The 22,992-nt window shown below is 71.0% G+C and carries 17 protein-coding genes and 1 pseudogene; 3 read left to right on the top strand and 15 right to left on the bottom strand.

Translation table 11 applies throughout. From position 1 onward, the window contains the following. Nucleotides 1–73 precede the first annotated feature (73 nt). Complete coding sequence (locus tag QRN49_RS02060; RefSeq protein ID WP_284753773.1) at nucleotides 74–571, top strand: hypothetical protein; 498 nt, start codon at nucleotides 74–76, stop codon at nucleotides 569–571. A 90-nt stretch (nucleotides 572–661) separates the two neighbouring features. Here QRN49_RS02060 and lepA read toward each other — a convergent pair whose 3' ends face one another. After that, nucleotides 662–2,509: a translation elongation factor 4 gene (lepA, locus tag QRN49_RS02055; protein ID WP_017886664.1), complete on the bottom strand. Its 1,848-nt coding sequence runs from the start codon at nucleotides 2,507–2,509 to the stop codon at nucleotides 662–664. Between the two features lie 147 nt (nucleotides 2,510–2,656). Beyond that, on the bottom strand, nucleotides 2,657–3,823 hold the full coding sequence (locus QRN49_RS02050; protein WP_027465302.1) for a pyridoxal phosphate-dependent aminotransferase: 1,167 nt from the start codon (nucleotides 3,821–3,823) through the stop codon (nucleotides 2,657–2,659). Nucleotides 3,824–4,045: 222 nt separating this feature from the next. On the opposite strand from QRN49_RS02050, the gene rpsT reads away from it, so the two are divergent. Then, a complete protein-coding gene (gene rpsT / locus QRN49_RS02045) occupies nucleotides 4,046–4,306 on the top strand; it encodes a 30S ribosomal protein S20 (RefSeq protein WP_017886662.1) in 261 nt (86 codons plus the stop codon). A 213-nt stretch (nucleotides 4,307–4,519) separates the two neighbouring features. Here the strand turns inward: rpsT and holA are convergent, their stop codons facing one another. The 13 genes and pseudogenes from holA to QRN49_RS01980 form a co-directional block, all read right to left on the bottom strand. After that, nucleotides 4,520–5,539, bottom strand: coding sequence for a DNA polymerase III subunit delta (gene holA, locus QRN49_RS02040; protein ID WP_214542523.1), 1,020 nt, complete (start codon nucleotides 5,537–5,539; stop codon nucleotides 4,520–4,522). A gap of 625 nt (nucleotides 5,540–6,164) precedes the next feature. Beyond that, nucleotides 6,165–7,385, bottom strand: a pseudogene (locus QRN49_RS02035) (ComEC/Rec2 family competence protein); the annotation flags it as partial. Nucleotides 7,386–7,955: 570 nt separating this feature from the next. Next, nucleotides 7,956–8,747 (bottom strand): ComEA family DNA-binding protein, encoded by a 792-nt coding sequence (locus tag QRN49_RS02030; protein WP_284753763.1) that lies wholly within the window; start codon nucleotides 8,745–8,747, stop codon nucleotides 7,956–7,958. Nucleotides 8,748–8,854: 107 nt separating this feature from the next. Next, entirely contained in the window at nucleotides 8,855–11,416 is a 2,562-nt protein-coding gene (leuS, locus tag QRN49_RS02025; RefSeq protein ID WP_259570303.1) for a leucine--tRNA ligase, read from the bottom strand. A gap of 50 nt (nucleotides 11,417–11,466) precedes the next feature. Next, entirely contained in the window at nucleotides 11,467–13,155 is a 1,689-nt protein-coding gene (cydC, locus tag QRN49_RS02020; protein WP_284753760.1) for a thiol reductant ABC exporter subunit CydC, read from the bottom strand. Next, a complete protein-coding gene (cydD, locus tag QRN49_RS02015) occupies nucleotides 13,152–14,828 on the bottom strand; it encodes a thiol reductant ABC exporter subunit CydD (protein WP_284753757.1) in 1,677 nt (558 codons plus the stop codon). Before cydD ends, cydC begins: the two co-directional genes overlap by 4 nt. Before the next feature lie 10 nt (nucleotides 14,829–14,838). Next, nucleotides 14,839–15,843, bottom strand: coding sequence for a cytochrome d ubiquinol oxidase subunit II (gene cydB / locus QRN49_RS02010; RefSeq protein ID WP_284753756.1), 1,005 nt, complete (start codon nucleotides 15,841–15,843; stop codon nucleotides 14,839–14,841). Between the two features lie 16 nt (nucleotides 15,844–15,859). After that, nucleotides 15,860–17,272 carry a cytochrome ubiquinol oxidase subunit I gene (locus QRN49_RS02005; protein WP_284753755.1) on the bottom strand — a complete coding sequence of 471 codons (1,413 nt, stop codon included), beginning with the start codon at nucleotides 17,270–17,272 and terminating at the stop codon, nucleotides 15,860–15,862. A 285-nt stretch (nucleotides 17,273–17,557) separates the two neighbouring features. After that, the gene (locus QRN49_RS02000) at nucleotides 17,558–18,481 is read right to left on the bottom strand and encodes an ABC transporter substrate-binding protein (RefSeq protein ID WP_111023134.1); all 924 of its coding nucleotides are present in this window, start codon (nucleotides 18,479–18,481) and stop codon (nucleotides 17,558–17,560) included. Then, entirely contained in the window at nucleotides 18,478–19,206 is a 729-nt protein-coding gene (locus tag QRN49_RS01995) for an ABC transporter permease (RefSeq protein WP_284753752.1), read from the bottom strand. The genes QRN49_RS02000 and QRN49_RS01995 overlap by 4 nt, the downstream gene beginning before the upstream one ends. Next, nucleotides 19,203–19,919 (bottom strand): ABC transporter permease, encoded by a 717-nt coding sequence (locus QRN49_RS01990; protein ID WP_110864634.1) that lies wholly within the window; start codon nucleotides 19,917–19,919, stop codon nucleotides 19,203–19,205. The genes QRN49_RS01995 and QRN49_RS01990 overlap by 4 nt, the downstream gene beginning before the upstream one ends. Further along, a complete protein-coding gene (locus QRN49_RS01985) occupies nucleotides 19,916–20,842 on the bottom strand; it encodes an ABC transporter ATP-binding protein (protein ID WP_027465271.1) in 927 nt (308 codons plus the stop codon). Before QRN49_RS01985 ends, QRN49_RS01990 begins: the two co-directional genes overlap by 4 nt. A gap of 229 nt (nucleotides 20,843–21,071) precedes the next feature. After that, the gene (locus tag QRN49_RS01980; protein ID WP_111023133.1) at nucleotides 21,072–21,719 is read right to left on the bottom strand and encodes a TetR/AcrR family transcriptional regulator; all 648 of its coding nucleotides are present in this window, start codon (nucleotides 21,717–21,719) and stop codon (nucleotides 21,072–21,074) included. A 153-nt stretch (nucleotides 21,720–21,872) separates the two neighbouring features. Between QRN49_RS01980 and QRN49_RS01975 the strand changes: the two genes are divergently transcribed. Continuing rightward, the gene (locus tag QRN49_RS01975; protein WP_110864632.1) at nucleotides 21,873–22,937 is read left to right on the top strand and encodes an App1 family protein phosphatidate phosphatase; all 1,065 of its coding nucleotides are present in this window, start codon (nucleotides 21,873–21,875) and stop codon (nucleotides 22,935–22,937) included. Nucleotides 22,938–22,992: the final 55 nt, after the last annotated feature.

Here is a 22,992-nt window from a genome sequence, read left to right as displayed (position 1 = left end):
CGGATCGGGCCACCCTCGGTGCACCCCGAACTGGAGGCCCGACAACCGTCCGCCACGCGGCTATCGTCAGCAGGTGCCCCGCCCCACCCCCGCCCACCCGCGGTCCGTCGACCGCCGGACCGCCGTCCTCGCCGCGCTCACGCTCGTCGCGTTCGGCGTGGCGGCGTCCGCCCGGGTGCTGGTGGACGTGACGACCTCGGCTGCGGCGTCGCCCGCCCGGTACGCCACCGCTGCGATCGCCCCCGAGTCGTGGAACGGCTTCGACACCGCGAACGTCATCGCCGCCGTCGGGGCGAGCTGCGCCGGCGCCGGGGTGCTGCTGTTCGGCGCCGCACTGGTGTCGGCGGTGCGGCGTGATCGCGGCCGCCGCCTGGCGCTGGTCATCGCGGTCGTGACGCTCGCGATGGTGGTCGGCGCCGTGGTCGCCGGGGTGGCCTCCGGCGAACAGACCGACTTCGACGCGGCTGCCCACTGGGCCATCCTGCGGACCGCACTGGCGGGACTGGCCGCAGCGAGCCTCCCGGCCCTCTGCCTGGCCGCCCTGCGGGCTCGCGCCCGCCGGGCCGGCTGACCCGGGCCGAGCTTTCGCGCTCACCGACAGATCACGGCGGTCGCAGTGGGTGAGCTGTCGCTCAGCGCGAAACGCGCCGCGCGCCCGGCGCTACTTCTTCTTCTCTTCGACGTCACCGGAGAGCGCCGCGATGAAGGCCTCCTGCGGGACCTCGACCCGACCGATGGTCTTCATGCGCTTCTTGCCCTCCTTCTGCTTCTCGAGGAGCTTGCGCTTGCGGGTGATGTCACCGCCGTAGCACTTGGCGAGGACGTCCTTGCGCATCGCGCGGATGCTCTCGCGGGCGATGATGCGCGCCCCGATGGCGGCCTGGATCGGCACTTCGAACTGCTGGCGTGGGATGAGCTTGCGCAGCCGCTCCGTCATGAGCGTGCCGTAGGCGTACGCCTTGTCGCGGTGCACGATCGCGCTGAAGGCGTCGACCTGGTCTCCCTGCAGCAGGATGTCGACCTTGACGAGGTCGGCGGCCTGGTCGCCGGTGGGCTCGTAGTCGAGCGACGCGTAGCCCTGGGTCTTGCTCTTCAGCTGGTCGAAGAAGTCGAAGACGATCTCGCCGAGGGGCATCTCGTAGCGGATCTCGACGCGGTCCTCGCCGAGGTACTCCATGCCGAGCAGGGAGCCGCGGCGCTGCTGGCAGAGCTCCATGATCGCGCCGACGTAGTCCTTCGGTGCCAGGATCGCGGCGCGGACCATCGGCTCGCGGACCTCGACGATGCGCCCGGTCGGGAACTCCGAGGGGTTCGTGACCTCGGTCACCGCGTTGTCCTCGGTCGTGACCTCGTAGATCACGCTCGGGGCCGTGGTGATGAGGTCGAGGCCGAACTCGCGGGACAGCCGCTCGGTGATGATCTCGAGGTGCAGCAGTCCGAGGAACCCGCAGCGGAACCCGAAGCCGAGCGCGACCGAGGTCTCCGGCTCGTAGACCAGTGCGGCATCGGAGAGCTTGAGCTTGTCGAGCGCTTCGCGGAGCACGGGGTAGTCGCTGCCGTCGATCGGGTACAGGCCCGAGAACACCATCGGCTTCGGGTCCGTGTAGCCGGGCAGCGCCTGGGTCGCGGGCTTCTGCGCGCTCGTGACGGTGTCGCCGACCTTGGACTGACGGACGTCCTTCACACCGGTGATCAGGTAGCCGACCTCGCCGACGGACAGCCCCTTCGTGGGCTTCGGCTCCGGGCTCGAGACCCCGATCTCCAGGATCTCGTGCGTCGACTTGGTCGACATCATCTGGACCTTCTCGCGGGGCGAGATGGTGCCGTCGATCATGCGGACGTAGGTGACGACGCCGCGGTAGCTGTCGTAGACCGAGTCGAAGATCATCGCGCGAGGTGCTGCCTCGGCGTCGCCGACGGGGGCCGGCACGCGACGGACGACCAGGTCGAGGAGCTCGGGCACCCCGACGCCGGTCTTGCCGGACACCCGGAGGACGTCCTCGGGCTTGCCGCCGATGAGCTGCGCGAGCTCGGCGGCGTACTTGTCCGGTTCGGCCGCCGGCAGGTCGATCTTGTTGAGGACCGGGATGATCTCGAGGTCGTTCTCGAGCGCCAGGTACAGGTTCGCGAGCGTCTGCGCCTCGATGCCCTGGGCGGCGTCGACGAGCAGGATCGCGCCCTCGCAGGCGGCCAGGGAGCGGGAGACCTCGTACGAGAAGTCGACGTGCCCGGGGGTGTCGATCATGTTCAGCGCGAAGGTCTCACCGTCGAGTTCCCACGGCATGCGCACGGCCTGCGACTTGATCGTGATACCGCGCTCGCGCTCGATGTCCATGCGGTCGAGGTACTGCGCACGCATCGCGCGGTCCTCGACGATGCCGGTGATCGACAGCATGCGGTCGGCCAGCGTCGACTTGCCGTGGTCGATGTGCGCGATGATGCAGAAGTTGCGGATCGCGTCGGCCGGGGTCGCTGCGGGCTCCAGCGGAGCGGATGCTTGTGGGCTCACGGTTCCTCAGGTGGGTCGGACGGTCGCAACAGTCTCCCACGCTTCACCCGCCCTGGAGGCACGGCGCGCGTCCGCCACGTGCGCGGCGGACGTGGGCCGTGCCTCCAGGGCCGTGGTCCGGTCGACGAGGCGGGCGTCGGCCGCCGGTCAGACGGTCGCGTGCGCCGGAGCCGGCAGCGCGCCGAGGCCACGCCGGAGGTCGTCCGCGGTCGCTGCGAGGCAGACGCGGATCCACCCTTCGCCGGTGCGTCCGAAGGCGCTGCCAGGCGCGACGGCGACCCGCTCGCGCTGCAGGAACCCGAGCGCCCACTCCGCGATGTCCCCGTCGGACGCGTGCGACATGTCGATCCACAGGTAGAACGCCCCGCGCGGGTCGAGGTAGCGGATGCCGGCGGCGTCGAGCGTCTCCTTCGCGACCTCGAGGTTCGCGCGGTAGTGCTCCCGGGCGTCGCGCACCGCGGAGTGGTCCCCCACGATCGCCGCGAGGGCCGCGTACTGGTCGGGTTCGGCGACGCAGCTGATCATGGCTTCCTGCGTGGTCCGCATCGTCGCGCCGAGTCCCTTCGGCGTGACGAGGTAGCCGACGCGGACGCCGGTCATCGCGTACGTCTTGCTGAGCGAGAACGCCGAGAACACGCGGTCGTCCTCGTCGAGCGCGGCCAGGCTGACGTGCCGGGTGCCGTAGGTGAAGTACTCGTAGACCTCGTCGCTGATGACCCACAGGTCGTGCCGCTTCGCGAAGGCCAGCAGCGCGCGCAGGGTCTCCTCGCCGAAGACCGAGCCGAGGGGGTTCGACGGCGAGTTGACGATCAGCACCCGGGTCCGTTCGGTGACGCTCGCCTCGAGGGCCTGCAGGTCTGGCTCGAACCCGTGCTGCGGCTCCAGCCGGTACGGCACCGGGGTCGCCCCGATGATGTGGGCGTTCATCGTGAAGGTCGTGTAGCCGGGGTCCGGCACGAGCACCTCGTCGCCCGGGCTCAGCGTCAGCGTCATCGCCTGGAACAGTGCCTGCGTCGCACCGATCGTCATCCAGATCTGCTCGAGGTCGGCCTCGATCCGGTTCTCACGGCGGAGCTTGTCGCGGACGGCCTCGCGGAGGGGCGCGATCCCGCCGTTCGGGGTGTAGCCGGTGCGGTCCTCGGTCCAGGCACGACGGGCCGCCTCGCCGATGTGCGGCGCCACCGGGACGTCCGGCTCGCCGATCACGAGCATCGTGACGTCCGTGCCGCTCGACTGCAGCAGGGCTGCCTGCTCGAAGACCCTCCGGATGCCGGAGGCGGGCACGGTGTCGATGCGCGGTGCAAGGGAGGGCATGTCCGTCACGGTATCCGGTGCGTGTTGCCGTGGGGTTTCGGCGCGGTCGGCCGCGGGCTTCCGCCGATCCGGCGGTGTTTCGTGCTTTGGTGGCAGCCCGCTTGCCTGGTAGTGTTGGTGGCTGGCTTCCGCGTTCCCCGCCCACGGGTGGAACGCGATGCGACCAAGGGCCCCTCTACCCTGCGGTCGCGCCCACCCGTACGAGACGAGCAGGAGCAATTCATGGCGAACATCAAGTCGCAGATCAAGCGCATCAAGACCAACCTCAAGGCCACCGAGCGCAACAAGGCGTACAAGTCGGAGCTCAAGACGCACATCCGTCGTGCCAACGACGCCGTCGCCGCCGGTGACAAGGACAAGGCCGTTGCCGCCCTGGCCCTCGCGTCGAAGAAGCTCGACAAGGCCGTGAGCAAGGGTGTCATCCACAAGAACCAGGCCGCGAACCGCAAGTCGGCCATCGCGAAGAAGGTCTCGTCGCTCTGACGTCCTGACCCTTCTGGTCCGAAGGCCCCGCACCGTTGGTGCGGGGCCTTCGTCGTGCGTGGGGCTTTGTGCGTGGGGTGCGTGGGGTGCGTTGGGTTCGCTGGGTGCGTTTCGTGAGCAGGAACGGTCGGGTCGCGATGGCAGACCCGACCGTTTCTGCTCACGAAGCGCCGGCCGACCGGCGCGAGGGACGGCCGGGAGGCCCGACTCGCCTCAGCGGGGCTCGCCGCGTCGGGCGATGGTGCGGACCATGACCTCGAGCGCGTAGTGCGCGTCGCGCGAGCCACCTTTCACCGCGGTGTCCGCCTCGGCGATGCTGATGATCGCGTTGGCCAGCCCGGACTCGCTCCAGCCGGCGACGTCGCGCTGCGCGCGCTGCACCTGCCACGGCGCCATGCCGAGCGCCGAGGCTGCCTGCCCGCTCGGGCCCCGGAAGGCGCTGACCTTCGCCATCGTGCGGATCTTGCTCGCGAACGCGGCGACGATCGGCACGGGTGCCTCGCCGGTGGCCAGGGCGTGCCGCAGCTCGACGATCGCCGGTGCCGACCGGCCCGCGAGGGCGATGTCGGCGACCTTGAACGCGTTCGTCTCGACGCGACCGCCGTAGTACTTGTCGACGACCTTGTCGGTGATCTCCTCAGCCTCGTCCGCCAGGAGCTGTCGGCACGCGGCGGCGAGTTCGGCGAGGTCGTCGGCGAACGCGGTCACCAGGGTGCGGACGGCGGAGGGCGCGATCCGGCGTCGTGCGGCGCGGAACTCGGCGTTCACGAAGTCGATGCGGTCGGTCTCGCGCTTCAGTTCGTCGCACAGCACCTCGACCCCGCCGCCGACACCGCTGCGGATCGTGTCGAGGAGCTTCTTGCCGCGGACACCACCCCCGTGCCGGAGCACCAGGGTGACGTCGTCGGCGGGGGCCTGCAGGTACGAGATCGTCTCGGTGATGAAGGCGTCGGTGCACTTCTCGACGTTCGTGACCTGCACGAGTCGTGGCTCGCCGAACAGCGACGGGCTGGCGAGGGTGGCGAGGAGCCCGGGGGCGTACTGGTCGGCTTCGAGGTCGTGCACCTCGAGCGCGGGGTCCTCGCCCTGCAGCAGGTCCTTCAGCACACTGCGGGCGCGGTCGGCGAGGAACGCTTCGGGCCCGGTGATGAGCACGACGGGCGCCGGACGGATCCCCGACCAGGGGACCTGGTCGATCTTCGCTGCGGCGCGCGCGGGCTTCTTGGCGGCCATGTGGTCCTTCCGGTGGTGCCGGCCCGGACGGTGCCGGGTCGAGTGGTGCACCGTCGATCCTACGGGCGGCCGCCGACGACGAGCGCTCCGTCCACACCCGCACCTCGTCGCTGCCGGACCGGGCGAGCACCACGGCGCCGAGCTCGTCGGTGCGGAGCGGCAGCGTCCCCGCGGCCTCGAGCATGCCGAGGGCCGATGCCGTCGGGTGTCCGTAGCTGTTGTCCGCGCCGACCCCGACGAGCCCGACCCGCGCGGTGAGCTCCCGGTAGAGCTGCGGGTCCTGGTCCGCCGAGCCGTGGTGCGCCACCTTCACGACGTCGATCGGCCCGACCGGCAGCTCCCCGGCGTTCCGGAGCCGACGCTGCGACGACTCCCCCAGGTCGCCGAGGAAGACCCCGGTCAGGCACGCCGGACAGGAGTCTCCGTCGGCCGGCCCCGTGGCCAGCACGATGCTCGCGTCGTTGCCGGCGGCACGGTCGCCGACCAGCGGCCACACCACACGCCAGGCGAGCGGCCCGAGGGTGCCGGAGACCCGGTCGTCGGCCGTCCGAACGTCGACACCGGCACGTCGAAGGTCGTCGACCACCCGTTCGTCCGACGCACGGCCGACGGGTCCGACCAGGGCGGTCTCGACGGTGCCGGCCACCGCGCCCACCGCACCGACGTGGTCGCGGTCGAAGTGCGTCAGGACGAGCAGGTCGATCCGGGAGACCCCGAGCAGGTCCAGGCACGCCCGGAGCCGTTCCTCGTCGTCGCCGGTGTCCACGAGCGCGACGGCGTCGTCGCCGCGGAGCAGCACGGCGTCCCCCTGCCCGACGTCGCACGCGGCGATCGACCAGTCCCCCGGCACCGATCCACGGACGACGAGCACCGGGACGGTGACCGCGGCGACACCGACCACGACCACGACCCCCGCGGCGAGCAGCAGCCGGGAGCCGAGCTGCCCCCGGACCAGCACGGCGACCGCGATGCAGCCGCACACCAGCACGGCGGCGGCCACACCGAGCACCCCGGCAGGCCAGGGTGCTGAGGCGTACGGCAGGGCGGCTGCCCCGTGTGCGATGCCCCCGACGGCGGCGGCCGGGACCCACGCGACGGCCGCGAGCCCCTGCGCACCCACCGGCCACACCGGAGCGAGGCCACACGCGGCGAGTCCGACGACCGTGACGACCGGCGCGAACGGCTCCGCCAGCAGGTTCGCCGGCACCGCGTAGGTCGGGAGCGCCGCCGACAGCGGGATCGTCACCGGCCAGCACGCCACCTGCGCCGCGACGGGGATCGCGAGTGCAGCGGCGACCGGCGGCCACGCACGACGAGCCAGGAGCTCGGTGAGCGGCGGGCCGAGCACCACGATCCCGCTCGTGGCGAGCACGGACAGGGCGAACGCGAACGACCGGGCGAACCAGGGGTCGACGACGAGCATGCCGACCGCGGCGAGGGCGATGAGCGGGACGCCCCGCACCGGTCGCCCGGCCAGGTGCACGACGAGCACCACGATCGCCATCACCGTCGCCCGGACGATCGAGGGGTCGGGCCGCACGAGCACGACGAACACCAGGAGCACGCCGACGGCCGCTGCGGCCCGGGGGCCTCTCGGCAGACCACAGGCGCGGCCGAGGACCACGACGAGGCCGACCACCACCGCGCAGTTCGCCCCGGACACCGCCGTCAGGTGTGTCAGCGCCGAGGTCTCCATCGCTGCCTCGGTCGCCGGGTCGAGGCCGGAGCGGTCCCCGATCGCGAGTCCGCGCAGCAGTGCCGCTCCGGGCTGCGGCAGGTCGGCAGTGGCCCGGACGAAGGCCTGTCGCGCCGTGTCGGTGGCGCCGAGCAGTCCGTCGGGAGGCACCGACGACGGCGTGCCACGGAGGAACGCCACGAACGCGGTCGCCGATCCGGGTTCGTCCGGCTGCACGGCGGCGGTCACAGTGACCCGGGCACCGGCTGCCAGCACGGCACCCGGTGCACCGCTGTGCTGGTCGGGGACGAGTCGGATCGGCACGCGGAGCCCGTCGAGCTCGTCGGCGCGCACGAGCGTCGCGGTGACGGAGCGGTCGCCCGGCACGAGGTCGCGGGTCAGCACCGCCTCGACGTCCACGTGCCCCGACCCCGGACCGGCGACGAGCGTACGGAGCGGCTCCGGAGCCCGCCGGGACTCCCCCACGGTGACCGACACCGCGAGCAGCGTCGTCAGGGCCCCCGCGACGAGCAGCAGCCCGGCGACGGCCGGTACGACCCCGGTGCCCCGACGCCACCGGAGCACGATGCCGCTGACGCCGGTCAGGAGCGCCGCAGCGCCAGCAACCACGGGTGCCACGTCGGGCACGCCGATGAGCAGGGCGGTCGCGATCCAGGCGGCGGCGACGGGCACCGCGACCCGCAGGTCGATCGCACTGGGCGCGAGCTGCACCGTCGCCCCTCAGACCCGCACGCGATCGCGGAGCTCGGCGAAGCGCACGTCGCCGATGCCGCTGACGTCGAGCAGGTCCTCGACCGCAGTGAACCGGCCGTGCTCGTCCCGCCAGGCGATGATCCGCCCGGCCAGCCCCGGTCCTATGCCGGGCAGGGTCTCGAGCGCGGTCTGATCGGCGGTGTTCAGGTCGACGACGGCCGACCCCTCGACCCCGGTACCCGCAGTGCCACCGCCGCCCCCGGCCCCGGCAGTCGGCCCGGCGGCAGCACCGTCTGCCACCGGTCCGAGCGCCTCCGGTACCTCCCGTTGCCCGACCCGCGGCACGTACAACCGCTCGCCGTCCGTCAGCACCCGGGCCAGGTTCAGGCGGTCGAGGTCGGCGTCGTCCGTGGCCCCGCCGGCACGTTCGAGCGCGTCACCGACCCGGCTCGATGCCGGCAACTCGACCACACCGCTCCGCCGCACCGCCCCGAGCACGTGCACCACGACGCGCCCCGTACCCGCGCCGACACCCGGAGCAGACGAAGCCCCGACGCTGGCACCAGCACCAGCACCAGCACCAGCACCAGCACCAGCAGGGGCCGACGGCGACGGGCCGTCCGACGCGGCACCGGCCGTCGGCGCCCCACGCACGACGACCCCGCCCGCACCCCCGGGACCGCCACCACCCGACACCAGCGCCCCGACGAGCACCACGACGACGGCGACCACCACCACGACCGCCGCCAGCACCACGGCGGCCCGCGGTGACAGCGCGAGACGGGACCACCAGGGTCCGGGAGACGACGGGGACGACATGCCCCGAACGCTACGGAGCCCGGCCGATCGGCCGGGCTCCGGAGGTCACACCCGTGGACGGGTGCCGCGAACGCCCCTGCTGTGAGGGACGACGCCAGCGACGGTCGCTACCCCTTGATGGCGATGTTCACGAGCTTCGGCGCCCGGACGATCACCTTCACGATCTCGCGGTCACCGATGTACCGCTGCACGTTCGCCGACGACCGTGCGAGCTGCTCGAGCTCGTCCGCCTCGATCGACTTCGACACCTCGAACGAGTCACGCACCTTGCCGTTGACCTGCACGACGGCCGTCAGGGTCTCCTGCACGAGCAGCGTCGGGTCGGCCTTCCGCCAGCCGTACGTGGCGACGGTGGCCTCGTAGCCCAGCTTCTCCCACATCTCCTCGCCGGTGTACGGCGCGAAGACGCTCAGCCCGAGCGCGATGGTCTCGACGGCCTCGCGCACGGCGGGGTCACCGGCACCGGGGCCGCTGTCGATCGCCTTGCGGGTGACGTTGACCAGGTCCATCAGTCGCGCGATCACGACGTTGAACTTGAACGACTCCATCATCCCGGGGGCGTCGGCGAGGAACCGGTGCGTGACCTGGCGGAGAGCCCGGTCGCCGTCTGCCCACACGACGTCGCGTGCGGACGTGACGTCGAGCGCCAGGCGGTACGCCCGCGCCAGGAAGCGAGCCGAGGCGGACGGGGAGACGTCCTCCCAGTTGATGTCGTCCTCGGGCGGGCCGGCGAAGCCCATCACCAGGCGGATGGCGTCGACGCCGTTCGCATCGAGCTCGTCACCGAGCGAGACGCCGCCCTTCGACTTCGACATCTTCGAGCCACCGGAGAGCACCATGCCCTGGTTGAGCAGTGCCGAGAACGGCTCGGTGAAGTCGAGGTACCCGAGGTCGAACAGGACCTTCGTGACGAAGCGGGCGTAGAGCAGGTGCAGGATCGCGTGCTCGATGCCGCCGATGTACTGGTCGACCGGAGCCCAGCGGCGTGCGGCTGCCGGGTCGAACGCCTGGGTGTCGTCGTTCGCCGACAGGAACCGCAGGAAGTACCACGACGAGTCGACGAAGGTGTCCATCGTGTCGGTGTCGCGGAGCGCGGGCGTGCCGTCGACGGGGTTCGGGACGTTCACCCAGTCGGTCGCGCCACCGAGCGGGGACGTGCCCTTCGGCTTGAGGTCGAGCCCCTCGGTGTCGGGCAGCACGATCGGCAGCTGGTCCTCGGGCACCGGGTGCTCGGTGCCGTCGGCGCCGTGGATGATCGGGATCGGGGTGCCCCAGAAGCGCTGGCGCGAGATGAGCCAGTCGCGCAGGCGGTAGGTCTTGGCGGCACGGCCGGTGCCGCGCTCCTCGAGCAGCGCGATGGCGGCGGTGATGGCGTGCTGCTTCGACATGCCGTCGAGCGGCCCGGAGTTGATCATCCGGCCCTGACCGGTCAGTGCTTCGCCGGTGGCGACCGGGTCGAGGGTCGGCACGTCGAAGTCGTCGAGCGTCGCGCCCTCGGGGATGACCGGGATCGCCCCGGTGACGGCGGCGTTCGTGTCGACGACCACCTTGACGGGCAGGTCGAACGCCCGCGCGAAGTCGAGGTCGCGCTGATCGTGCGCGGGCACGGCCATCACGGCGCCGTGGCCGTAGTCGGCGAGCACGTAGTCGGCAGCCCAGATGGGCAGGCGCTCCCCCGTGAGCGGGTGGATCGCGGACCGGCCGAGCGGCACGCCGGTCTTCGGGCGGTCGGCGTTCTGCCGGTCGATCTCGGACGTCTTCTGCGTCGCCGTCAGGTAGGCGTCGAAGTCGTCACGGACGGAGGCCGGCACCGACGGGTCGGCGACCAGCTCAGCCGCCAGGTCGGAGTCCGGCGCGACGACCAGGAACGTCGCCCCGTGGATCGTGTCCGGACGCGTGGTGAACACCGTGACGGGCTCGTCGCGGCCCTCGATCACGAAGTCGACGTCGGCGCCGACCGAGCGGCCGATCCAGTTGCGCTGCTGCGCGATGACCTTCGCCGGCCACCGCCCCTCGAGCTGGTTCAGGTCGTCGAGCAGACGGTCGGCGTACTCGGTGATCTTGAAGTACCACTGCGTGAGCTTCTTCTTCACGACGACGGCGCCGGAGCGGTCCGAGGTGCCGTCGGGCAGGACCTGCTCGTTCGCGAGCACGGTCTGGTCCACCGGGTCCCAGTTGACCCAGCTGTCCTTGCGGTACGCCAGGCCCTTCTCGTACATCTTCAGGAACAGCCACTGGTTCCACTTGTAGTACTCGGGGTCCGAGGTGTGGATCTCGGTGGTCCAGTCGAACGACGGCGCGTAGCGTTTGAAGGACGCCTTCTGCTGCTCGATGTTCGCGTAGGTCCAGTCCTTCGGGTCCACCCCGCGCTTGATCGCCGCGTTCTCGGCGGGCAGCCCGAACGAGTCCCAGCCGATCGGGTGCAGCACGTTGAAGCCCTGCTGACGCCAGTAGCGCGCGACGAAGTCCCCGAGCGCCCAGTTCTCGGCGTGCCCCATGTGCAGGTCGCCGGACGGGTACGGGAACATCTCGAGGATGTACTTGCGCGGACGGGTGTCGTCGAGGTCGGTGGTGAAGAGCCCGAGCTCTTCCCAGCGGGGCTGCCACTTCTCCTGGATACGACGGAAGTCGTAGGCGTTCGGGTCCTCGGCGTGCTGCTCGGTGGTCACGGTCGTCAACGATACAAGCCGGGAGGCCCGTTCCGCGTCCGCCTGTCGGCTCACCCGGCGAGCAGGCGTCCGTCCCGCATCCGCAGGGTGCGGTCGACCAGGTCCGGCGCCACCGGGACGTGCGACACGATGACGACCGTCCGACCCGCTGCGCGGGCCGTGGTGACGAGGTCGCGCAGCACGGTGTCCCCGAGGTCCGGGTCGACGTCGGCGGTCGGTTCGTCGAGCACCAGCACCGGGAACGCGTGCAGCAGTGCGCGGGCGAGCGCGAGCCGGTGGGCCTGGCCGCCGGACACGAGGACGCCGCGTTCCCCGACCGAGGCGTCGAGTCCGCCCCGCCGGACGACCCAGTCCCCGAGGCCGACCCGGTCGAGCACGGCGAGCAGTTCGTCGTCGGTCGCGGTCTCGCGGGCGAAGAGCAGGTTCTGCCGCACCGACTGGTCGAACACGAACGGGTCCTGTTCGATCAGGCCGACCCGGGCCCGCACCGCGTCGGGGTGCATCGCCTTCGCCTCGACGCCGTCGAGCGTGTAGGAGCCCTCGTGCTCCACGAACCGGACGAGCGCGTCGACCAGGGTCGACTTGCCGGCACCGCTCGACCCCTGGAGCACGACGACCTCACCGGGTGCGAGCGTGAACGAGACCCCGTCAACCGCGGGCTCGGCAGCACCGGGCCAGCGGACGGTCAGGTCCTGCACCGCGAGCGTGACCGGCCCCTCGACCACGAGCGACACCGGGTCGGCGTCCTCGTCGGGCTCGGGGACGATGCCGATGGGCACCTCGGTGGGCACGACCTGCTCGACCCGTTCGGCCGCAGCACGCACCCGGCGGAGCGTCAGGACGGCGAGCGGGACGGTCCCGACGACCTCGAAGAGCGCCAGGGGCACGAAGACCGCCAGTGCCCAGAGCGGACCGTCGAGCGCACCGGACACCACGGCGGGGGCACCGACGGCGAGGATCCCGATCACCGCACTGCCTCCGACCAGGCCGACGAGCGCACCGACGAGCGACTCGACCGTGCCGCGGCGTCGAACGGCCCGGGTGACGCGCGCATCGAGCCGGGCGATGTGCGCGAGCCGCTCGTCGAGGGTGCCGTACGCGGCGAAGACGTCGAGCGTCCGGACGGTGTCGAGCACGAGGTCCGCGACGCGACCCCGGTCGGCGGCGGTCTCGCGGTCCGAGCGCTCGGCGATCGACCGGGTGACGATCGTGCCGACCAGGGCCGCGACCGCCAGCGCGAGGACGAGCACGAGCGCCGCCGGCACCGACACGAGCGCCACGGCGACGACCGACAGCACCGCGACGACCCCGGCGGAGACGAGCGGACCGACGACGCGGATCGGCAGGTCCTGCAGCCGGTCGGTGTCGGTCACCAGGCGCGTCATGAGGTCGCCTCGTCCGGTCCGGCCGAGTCCGGCAGGAGCGATCGACGCCAGCCGCCGGTACATCTCCGTCCGCACCACGGCCAGTTGCCGGAACGAGGCGTCGTGTCCGGCGAGCCGGTCGACGTACCGGAGCACGGCACGCCCCAGCGCGAACGCACGCACGCCGACCATCACGAGCGTCAGGTACAGGATCGGCGGGTGCTCGGCGGCACGGGTGATCAGGTAGCCGCTCGCGGCGAGGAGCGCGACGGCGCAGACCGCGCTGAGCGACCCGGCGGCGACCGCCTTCGCCCAACCCGACCCGTGCGGCATCGCGAGCCGCAGGACGGAGCCGCCACGGGCCTCCCGGCTCATGCGCGCACCCCCCTGCGGACCGTCACGGACCCGCCGGCGCGGACGTCCACGCGGACGTCCGCCGCTGCGACGACCGCCGGCCGGTGGCTGGCGACCACGACGACGGCGCCGTCGTCCGCCAGGGCACGGGCGGACGCGATGACCCGCGCCTCGGCCTCGACGTCCAGCGCGGACGTCGGCTCGTCGAGCAGCACGAGGGGCGTGCCGGCGCGGCGCGCGCGGTACAGCGCGCGGGCGACGGCGACGCGCTGTGCCTGGCCGCCGGACAGTCCGCTGCCACCGGCGCCGACCGGGAGGCCCGGGTCGAGTCCCAGCCCCGCGTCGCCCAGGGCGGTGCGCACGTCGGCGTCGGCGGGGGTCGCGCTGAGCGCGACGTTCTCGGCGATCGTCCCGCGGACGAGACGCGGCCGTTGGTCGGCCCAGGTGGTGCGCTCGGCGACGGAGGCACCGGCCGGGCCGGGCACGGTGACGACGCCGTCGTGCAGCAGGACGCCGCGGAGTGCGGCGATGATGCTCGACTTGCCGGAACCGCTCGGGCCGGCCAGCACGACGACGGTGCCGGGCTCGGCGTGCAGGTCGAACGGCCCGATCACGACGTCGGGTCGGCGGACGGTGAGCCCGCGGACGTCCAGGGCGGGTGCGGGTGCTGCGGGGTCCGTGTGGGTCCCGCTGCCGCCGCTGCTGCCGGTCGCGGACGGCGACGCGGTCTCGTCGTCGGCCAGCACGTCGAGCACCGCGGCCGAGGCCTCGACGCCGTCCTGGGCGGCGTGGAAGTCGGCGCCGACCTGGCGGATGGGGGCGAACGCCTCCGGTGCCAGCACGAGCACGAACATCGCGGCGCCGAGGCCGAGCGAGCCGTCCACCAGGCGGATGCCGATCGAGACGGCGACCAGTGCGACGGACAGGCTCGCCGCGAGCTCGAGCGCGAAGCCGCTCACGAACGACAGCCGGAGGACGCCGATCGTGCCCCGGCGGTACTCGTCGGTGACCGCCCCGATGCGACCGACCTGGCGGCGCGCACGACCGAAGACCTTGAGCGTGGCGAGCCCCTCGACGGCCTCGGTGAAGGCGCCACCCAGCTTCGCGAGGGCGTCCGACTGCTTCCGCTGCAGCGACTGCGTGGCCAGGCCGATCAGGATCATGAAGACCGGGATCACCGGCAGGGCGAACAGGATGATCAGCCCGCTCGTCAGGTCGCCCAGGCCGATCGCGACCAGGAGCATCGGCGTCGCGATCGCGGTGAGCGCGAGCTGCGGCAGGTACCGGCCGAAGTAGGCGTCGAGTGCGTCGAGCCCGGGGCCGAGCGTGGTGGCGAAGCCGGCGCTCGACCGGCCGGCGAGCCACGACGGACCGCGCTCGGCGGCGCGGGCGAGCACCGTCGTGCGCATCTCGCTCTTCACCTTCGCCGCTGCGCGTGCCGCCAGGTCGTCGGTCGCCCACGCGGCCACCGCACGCAGGACGAACGCCCCGCCGAGCAGCGCGAGCGCCTGCCCGAACGCCGTCGGCACCCTGCCGTCGCCGACGGCGTCGACCCCGAGGGTGACGGCCGCAGCGATCCCCCACGCGATCGCGATGGTCGCGAGCGTGCGGAGGACACCGGTGCCGGCGGCGGCGACGATGAAGCCGCGCGCCGTCCGGGACAACCGCAGGAGTCGGGGGTCGAGGGGCTTCATCGTCGTCCGCCTAGTGCGCGGCCGCGGTGACGTGGGCGCGGGAGACGCGCTTGCGGAACACCCAGTAGGTCCAGGCCTGGTACGCGAAGACCAGGGGCACGAAGATCAGCGCGACCCAGCTCATCACGGTCAGCGTGTACGACCCGGACGAGGCGTTGTACACGTTCAGGCTGTTCGCGACGTCGTTCGAGGCCGGCATCACGTCGGGGAAGATCGCCGTGAACATCGCGAGCACGATCGCGGCGATGGTGACCGCCATCAGGGTGAAGGCGCGCCCCTCCTTGCCCCAGGCGTTGCAGAGCACCGCGAGCACCAGGGTGAGGGCGGCGACCACGGAGAGCACCAGCGAGGCCGGGGTGGCCCGGACGAAGGCCATCGACACCAGGAACGCGGCGCCGACGACGATCGTGGCGATGCCGGCCCGGGTCGCCAGGCGCTTGGCGCGGACGCGGATGTCGCCCTCGGTCTTCAGCGCGACGAAGACGACCCCGTGGGTGAAGAACACCAGCAGCGTCGCGGCACCGGTCAGCAGCGCGAACGGGTTGAGCAGGTCGAAGATCGTGCCGGTGTAGTTGTGCCCGGCGTCCATCGGGATGCCACGGACGACGTTGCCGAACGCGACGCCCCACAGGAACGCCGGCACGGCACTGCCGACGATGATCATCAGGTCGAAGCGGCGCTTCCACTCGAGGTGCTTGTTCTGGTGCCGGTACTCGAACGACACCCCTCGCAGGATGAGTGCAGCGAGGATGAGCAGCAGCGCCAGGTAGAAGCCGGAGAACATCGTGGCGTACCACTCCGGGAACGCCGCGAACAGGCACGCCCCGGCGACGATGACCCAGGTCTCGTTGAGGTCCCAGACCGGGCCGATGGTGTTGATCAGGACCCGACGGTCGGTGTCGTCCTTGCCGAGGAACGGCAGGGACATACCGACACCGAAGTCGAATCCGTCGAGGACGAAGTAGCCGACGAAGAAGACGCCGACGATCGCGAACCAGAGAACGGGGAGATCCATCAGGCAGCGTCCATTTCTAGTAGACCGTCACTTCGTGCTTGACCTCGCCGGTCTCCTCGTCGACCTCGTCCGGGTCGGCGGGCCCCTCTTGCGCGACCTTCTTGATGAGCTTGAACTCGACGACGGCCAGCGAGCCGTAGATCACGGTGAAGACCAGCAGCGAGATGAGGACCTCGAGCCCGGTCACGTTCGGCGACACACCGTCCTTCGTCTGGAGCAGCCCGAACACGAGCCACGGCTGGCGGCCCATCTCGGTGAAGACCCAGCCGACGATCATCGCGGCCATCGGCAGCGGCACCGTCCAGGTGGCGATGCGCCACACCCAGCGCTGCGTCGGGAACCGGCCCTTGCGGGTCAGCCACAGCCCGACCAGCGAGACCATGACCGCGCCGACACCGAGGGCGATCATCCAGCGGAACGACCAGTAGGTGACCCAGATGATCGGCTTGTAGTCGCCGGGGCCGTACACCTGCGTGTACTGCGCCTGCAGGTCGTTGATGCCCTCGACCGTGCCGTTGAACGTGTGCGTCGACAGGAACGACAGCAGGTACGGCACCCGGATCGAGAACAGCTCGTGCACACCGTCGGGGGTGCCGAGCGTGAAGATCGAGAACGAGGCGTCCTTGCCGGTCGCGGTGTTGTACAGCGCCTCCGCCGCCGCCATCTTCATCGGCTGCGTGTCGACCATCGTCAGCCCGAGCTGGTCGCCGGTCAGGACGGTCAGCGCGCCGGCCGCGAGCATGGTCCACATGCCGAACTTCAGCGCCGGCAGCATCGTCTCGAGGTTCTGGTTGCGGGCCAGGTGGTAGGCCGCGACCGAGATGATGACCGCCGCGGCGACCATGAAGCAGGCGAAGAGCGTGTGCGGGAACGCGGCCAGGGCGACCTTGTTGCCGAGCACCGCCCAGATGTCGGTGAGCTCCGCACGGCCCTTGGCCTCGTTCATCGCGAATCCGACCGGGTGCTGCATGAACGCGTTCGCGGCGATGATGAAGTACGCCGACATGATCGTGCCGGCGCTCACGCACCAGATGCTCGCCAGGTGCAACCCCTTGGGCAGGCGGTCCCAGCCGAAGATCCAGATGCCGATGAAGGCCGCTTCGAAGAAGAACGCCAGGATCCCCTCGAGCGCGAGCGGTGCGCCGAAGACGTCACCGACGAAGCGCGAGTAGTTCGACCAGTTCATGCCGAACTGGAACTCCTGCACGATGCCCGTCACGACACCCATCGCGAAGTTGATCAGGAAGATCCGCCCGAAGAACCGCGTCAGCTGCAGGTAGTGCGCGCGGCCGGTCCGGTACCAGGCGGTCTGGAACACGGCCACCACGGCTGCCATGCCGATCGTCAGCGGGACGAAGAGGAAGTGGTAGATGGTCGTGAGACCGAACTGCCACCGCGACAGGAGGAGCGGATCGAGGAGGTCGTTCATGCGGCGATTCCGAGACGGGTGGCCGCGCGCTGTTCGTGCACGTCAGTTGCTTCCTGTGGAACGGATACATCAGGTGTCACAGCCCTTGGGACACCCCAACGCTATCGCGCCGCATCGCACTTCGACAAGTTGTAGAACGACTCCGTGCACAAACGTGCACAGCCCCTGCACGGCACAACCGTGCGGCACGGATGTTCGCGCTGCCTGCTCGACGAACGACGACAGGCGCCGGGTGGATACCCGACGCCTGTCGCTTAACTGCGAGGTGCAGTTATGGTGCAGTGGTTACAGCAGACCCTCGGCCTTGAGCCAGTCCTCGGCGATGGTGGACGCCTTCTCCTTGTCGGCCGTGCTCTTGGTGTTGAGCTCGATCAGGGCGTCGGTCGTGAGCTTCTCGTTGACCGAGTCGATCGCGTCCGCAGCCTTCTCGTTGACCTTCTTCGAGACGACCGGCACGACGTTCTGCGGCAGGATCAGGTTCTCCGGGTCCTTCAGCGTGACGAAGCCGTTCGCCTTGATGCTCGGGTCAGCGGTGTAGATGTCGGCCAGCTGGACGGTGTCGTCCTTGAGTGCCTTGACGGTCAGGGCACCGCCGCCGTCCTCGATCGCCTTGAAGTCGACGTCGACGCCGTAGACCGACTTGAGCCCCTTCGGGCCGTACGGCCGCGTCTGGTTCTCGGAGTTGGCCCCCACGGTGAGCTTCTCGTCGACGTTCTTCAGGTCGGCCAGGCTCGTGACGTCGTTGTCCTCGGAGAACTTCTTCGTGACGGTGTAGCTGTCCTGGTCGGTCGCGTCGGCCTCGTCGAGGACCCGGAGGCCCTTCGGCAGGGCCTTGTCGAGCCCGTCGTCGATCTGGTCGGCGGTCTTCGCGTCCGAGTCCTTGTCGAAGTACTGCAGCAGGTTGCCGCTGTACTCGGGCATGACGTCGATGGCGCCCTTCTCGAGCTGCGGGATGTAGACCTCACGCTGCCCGATGTTGAAGTTGCGCTTCACGTCGAAGCCGTCCTTCTCGAGGACCTGGGCGTACAGCTCGGCGATGATCTCGTTCGAGTAGTACTGCTGCGAGCCGACGACGATGGTCTTCGAGTCGGACGAGTCGCTGGAACCGCTGTCGAGCGGGTCGCTCGACGCGCAGCCGGCGAGGGCGGCGACGACGCCCACCGCCATCGCGGCGGCGACACCGGCGCGGATCTTGGGTGCTGTGATCACGAGGGATTTCCTTCCGGGAGTGGATTGCGGGCTCGCTCACGCGACCCCTGACGCTGCCGGGCCGACGGGTCCGCGGTGCCCTTCGGCACCGCCGCCCGCTGCAGCACGGCGAACACGATCTCGAACGCGATCGCGAGCGCGATCACGAGGATGGAGGCGCCGAGCATCTCGGCGTAGTCCTGGGTCTTCAGGCCGAGGAAGAAGTAGCCGCCGAGGCCGCCGGCCCCGACGTACGCGGCGAGCGTGGCCGTCGCGACGACCTGCAGCACCGCGGCGCGGATGCCACCGATCAGCAGCGGGAGCCCGAGCGGGATCTCGACCTTCCACAGGATCTGCCAGCCGGTCATGCCCTGGGCCTTCGCGGCGTCGACGACCCCCGGGTCGACGGACTCGATGCCGGAGTACGCACCGGCGAGCACCGACGGGATCGCCAGGATGACGAGGGCGAGCAAGGGAGCCTGCAGCCCGATGCCGAGCAGCAGCCCGAACAGCGAGAGCACGCCGAGCGTCGGGAGTGCCCGCACCCCGCCGGACACCGCGATCGAGAAGCCACGAGCGCGGCGGGTGTGACCGATCGCGTACCCGACCGGCACGGCGATGACCGCGGCGATGAGCACCGCGAGCAGGGTGATCCAGATGTGCTCCCAGAGGCGCGTGGGGATGCCGTTGTACCCGCCGTAGTTCGTGGGGTCGAACACCCACGCGAAGGCCTGACCGATGATCACGAGGAGACCTCCGCTGCTTGCAGGACCCGGCGAGCCTGTCGACGTGACACCGAGTTCGTCCGGGTCCACGGCATGACCAGGCGCCCGAGCAGCACGAGGAGGCCGTCGAGGGCGAAGGCGAGCACGAGCACCATCACGATGCCGGAGAGGATCTCCTCGTAGATCCCGCGCCCCAGGCCGTCGGTGAACAGCAGGCCGAGACTCGGGATGCCGAGGACCGCGCCGACCGTGGTCAGCGAGATCGTGGAGACCGAGACCACCCGGAGCCCGGCCAGCAGGACCGGACCGGCGAGCGGGAGCTCCACACGGAAGAACCGCTGCGCCGGCGAGTAGCCCATCGCGGTCGAGGCGGACTTGGTCTCGGAGTCGACCGAGGTCAGCCCGTCGACCGTGGAACGGACCATCAGGGCGAGGCCGTACAGGGTCAGCCCGATGACGACGTTGATCGGGCTCTGCAGGCCGGTGCCGATGATGCTCGGCAGCGCCACGAACAGGGCGAGCGACGGGATGGCGTAGAGCAGACCGGCGAGGGTCACGATGCTGCTGCCCACACCCGACGCGAAGCGCGACCCACCGGGGCGCTGCAGCCGGACCACCAGCCACCCGATCGGGATCGACAGCAGGAACGCGACGATGATCGGCGGGATCGCGATCGCGAGGTGGGAGACCGTGTTGTCCCAGATCGTGTCGAGGTTCGCCAGCACCCACTTCACCGGGTGCCCCCACCCTGCGCCGGGGCACCCGGTGCGTCGTGGGACGCTCCGGCCTCTGCTGCTCGGGAGTCGGACTGCGGAACGGCCTCGGCGGCGTCGACGACGCCGACGGGGCCCGTCAGCACGCCGGCTGCACGGCCTTCACCGTCGACGACGATCGGACCGGTCGGGGTCTGCTCGACGCGGAGCGCGCGGCGCCCGCGGCCGGCGCCGATGAACGTGGCGACGAAGTCGTCGGCGGGTGCGGCGAGGATCTCGGCCGGCGTCCCCTGCTGGGCGATCTCGCCGCCCTTCTTGAGGATGACGACCTGGTCGCCGAGCTTGAACGCCTCGTCGATGTCGTGCGTCACGAACACGACGGTCTTGCCGAGTTCGCGCTGCAGGCGGATGAGCTCGTCCTGCAGGTCGTTCCGCACCAGCGGGTCGACGGCACCGAACGGCTCGTCCATGAGCAGGATGTTCGGGTCGACGGCCAGCCCGCGGGCCACACCGACGCGCTGCTGCTGGCCGCCGGAGAGCTGCGACGGGTAGCGGTCGGCGAAGGCACGGTCGAGTCCGACGGTGTCCATGAGCTCAAGGGCGCGCTTGCGCGCGTCGGCCTTGGAGACGCCGGTCAGCAGCGGGACGGTCGCGATGTTGTCGACGACCTTGCGGTGCGGCAGCAGTCCGGAGTTCTGCATGACGTACCCGATGTGGCGACGGAGCTCGACGGGGTTGATCCCGGCGACGTCCGAGCCGTCGATCTCGACGGTCCCGGAGGTGGGATCGACCATGCGGTTGATCATGCGGAGCAGCGTGGTCTTGCCACAGCCACTGGATCCGACGAAGACGGTGGTTGTCCGGGACGGGATGACCAGATCGAAGTGCTCGACCGCAGTCGTGCCGTCCGGGTAGGTCTTGCGCACCGAGCGGAACTCGATCATGGGGTGCCCTTCTGTTCGGAGGTAGCCCGACTCCGGATGAGAGTACCCGGGGGTGCCGACATCGGTTCGGTCGCGACGCCGCGTGACGGGTTCCGGACCACGGTTCGTTCCGCGGACACCACCGGTACGGCGCGATCCGACGGGGGACGACGACGCCCGCGCCTCGGTGTTCGGAGGCGCGGGCGGGTCGGTTCGGTCTCCGGCGTGTCGCGCCGGTCCGACGGGATCGTCAGGACGCGGCGATCACCGATTCCAGGTGCGCGCGGTTCATCCGGCGGTACTCCTCGATCAGCTCCGTGTCGGGGTGCTCGCGATCGCGGTGCGCCCGCGCCAGCACCGCGTGGCCGGACTCGGCGAGGACGACCCACGCGCGGGTGATGCGCTCGTCGTCCGGCAGGCCGAAACGGTCGCGCATGATCTGGCCGACGGCCGCGCCGAGCGCACCCATGCGGTCCTCCGCGTCGCCCGTTCCGGTGTCCGCCGGGTCGCCGAAGCGGATGGCCCGGAAGCCGGGCTCGGTGCGGTACATCTCTGCGGTCATGTCGATGAGCGCGTCGTTGGCGTCCTGCCAGGTCTCGGCGCCGCTGGCGTCGAGCGCCTCGACGAAGCGGGAGGCGAGCCGCTGGGTGCAGCGGATCGCGAGTGCCTCGACCACGGCGATGCGGTCCGGGAAGTACCGGTAGACGGTGCCGATCGACGCCCCCGCGCGCTCGGCGACCATGGCGGTCGTGAGCCGTTCGAACCCGATCTCGTCGATCACCGCGGCTGCGGCGTCGAGGAGGCCGGCGAGGCGCGCCGAACTGCGGGCTTGGACCGGCTCGTTCCTGAGCAGTGATGATCCCCCCGGCAGAGCGTTCGTTACCTCGGTGACGAGCACGTGTTCTCCTCTTGCGCTCCAGCGCGGTTGGTTGGTGTGACGGGGACAACTTTCGCAGAACGCACCTGGAACGTGGCTGCGACTCACCACTTGCGACGCACCAGTTCTGTACAGCGCGCGGGTTTCGTCAGCCGCCCGTGGGAGGATGACGCCATGCCCGACCCGACGCCCCACGAGCCGTCGTTGGCCGAGCCGCTCCTGCACCGCGCGGCCCGCATCGAGGACGCCGTCCAGGAGTTCCGCGAGCACCGTGCGCGCCGTCGCGGACTCGTCCCGACGGTGGTCCCGTACACCGGCTACGGCGCGCCCGGTTGGGTGCGCATCCTCTGCCGTGTGCTGCTGACGCGCCGCGGTCTCGCCTCCGACGTCTCCTACGCGGGCGTCCGCGGCTGGAAGAGCTTCACGAGCGTCGCTGTCGACCACGCCGAGGTCACCGTCACCGCCGGCGGGGTCTCCCACGTGGTCCAGACCGACCGCGGCGGCGTCGTCGACACCATCGTCCCGATCGACCTCGAGCCCGGCTGGCGCACCGTGCGGCTGTCGGCGGGCGGCGGGCGCGACGTCGAGGCCGACGTGTTCGTCGTGCACCCGGACACCCGCTTCGGGCTGCTGTCCGACATCGACGACACCGTCATGGTGACCTCGCTCCCCCGCCCCATGCTCGCCGCCTGGAACTCGTTCGTGCTGACCGAGCACGCCCGCCGCCCCGTGCCCGGCATGTCCGTGCTGTACGAGCGGATCCTCGCGCAACACCCCGGTTCCCCGACGGTCTACCTGTCGACCGGAGCGTGGAACGTCGCCCCGACGCTGCAGCGCTTCCTGTCGCGCAACATGTACCCGTCCGGCACGCTCCTGCTCACCGACTGGGGTCCCACCCACGACCGGTTCTTCCGCAGCGGGCAGCTGCACAAGCAGGAGAACCTGCGGCGGCTCGCGAAGGACTTCCCGGACATCCGCTGGCTCCTGGTCGGCGACGACGGACAGCACGACGAGAGCCTCTACGGCGACTTCTCGCGGGAGCACCCGGACAACGTCGCGGGCGTCGCCATCCGGCAGCTGTCCACGAGCGAAGCGGTCCTGGCCGGTGGACGCTCGCGGGCGCAGGAACGCTCCCGTGACTCGTCGGCACCCTGGGTGTACGCACCGGACGGCGCCGGTCTGTGGAGCGAGCTCGCGCGGGTCGGCATCATCGAGTCCGACGCCTCCGACCCGGCCTGAGCGACCCTTCATCACGATCGCGGCCCGGAGCACCCGTGGTCGACCGCGGCGCTCG

This window comes from Curtobacterium sp. ME-Dv--P-122a, assembly GCF_030209645.1.
GTDB classification, from domain to species: Bacteria; Actinomycetota; Actinomycetes; order Actinomycetales; family Microbacteriaceae; genus Curtobacterium; species Curtobacterium flaccumfaciens.
This window is presented reverse-complemented; position numbering and strand designations above follow the sequence as displayed.

Excerpts from the sequence above, each read along its gene's own strand:
- QRN49_RS02050 (WP_027465302.1), bottom strand. The coding sequence starts at position 3,823 with ATGCCCTCCCTTGCACCGCGCATCGACACCGTGCCCGCCTCCGGCATC.
- rpsT (WP_017886662.1), top strand. The coding sequence starts at position 4,046 with ATGGCGAACATCAAGTCGCAGATCAAGCGCATCAAGACCAACCTCAAG.
- holA (WP_214542523.1), bottom strand. The coding sequence starts at position 5,539 with ATGGCCGCCAAGAAGCCCGCGCGCGCCGCAGCGAAGATCGACCAGGTC.
- QRN49_RS02030 (WP_284753763.1), bottom strand. The coding sequence starts at position 8,747 with ATGTCGTCCCCGTCGTCTCCCGGACCCTGGTGGTCCCGTCTCGCGCTG.
- cydC (WP_284753760.1), bottom strand. The coding sequence starts at position 13,155 with ATGAGCCGGGAGGCCCGTGGCGGCTCCGTCCTGCGGCTCGCGATGCCG.
- cydD (WP_284753757.1), bottom strand. The coding sequence starts at position 14,828 with ATGAAGCCCCTCGACCCCCGACTCCTGCGGTTGTCCCGGACGGCGCGC.
- cydB (WP_284753756.1), bottom strand. The coding sequence starts at position 15,843 with ATGGATCTCCCCGTTCTCTGGTTCGCGATCGTCGGCGTCTTCTTCGTC.
- QRN49_RS02005 (WP_284753755.1), bottom strand. The coding sequence starts at position 17,272 with ATGAACGACCTCCTCGATCCGCTCCTCCTGTCGCGGTGGCAGTTCGGT.
- QRN49_RS01985 (WP_027465271.1), bottom strand. The coding sequence starts at position 20,842 with ATGATCGAGTTCCGCTCGGTGCGCAAGACCTACCCGGACGGCACGACT.
- QRN49_RS01975 (WP_110864632.1), top strand. The coding sequence starts at position 21,873 with ATGCCCGACCCGACGCCCCACGAGCCGTCGTTGGCCGAGCCGCTCCTG.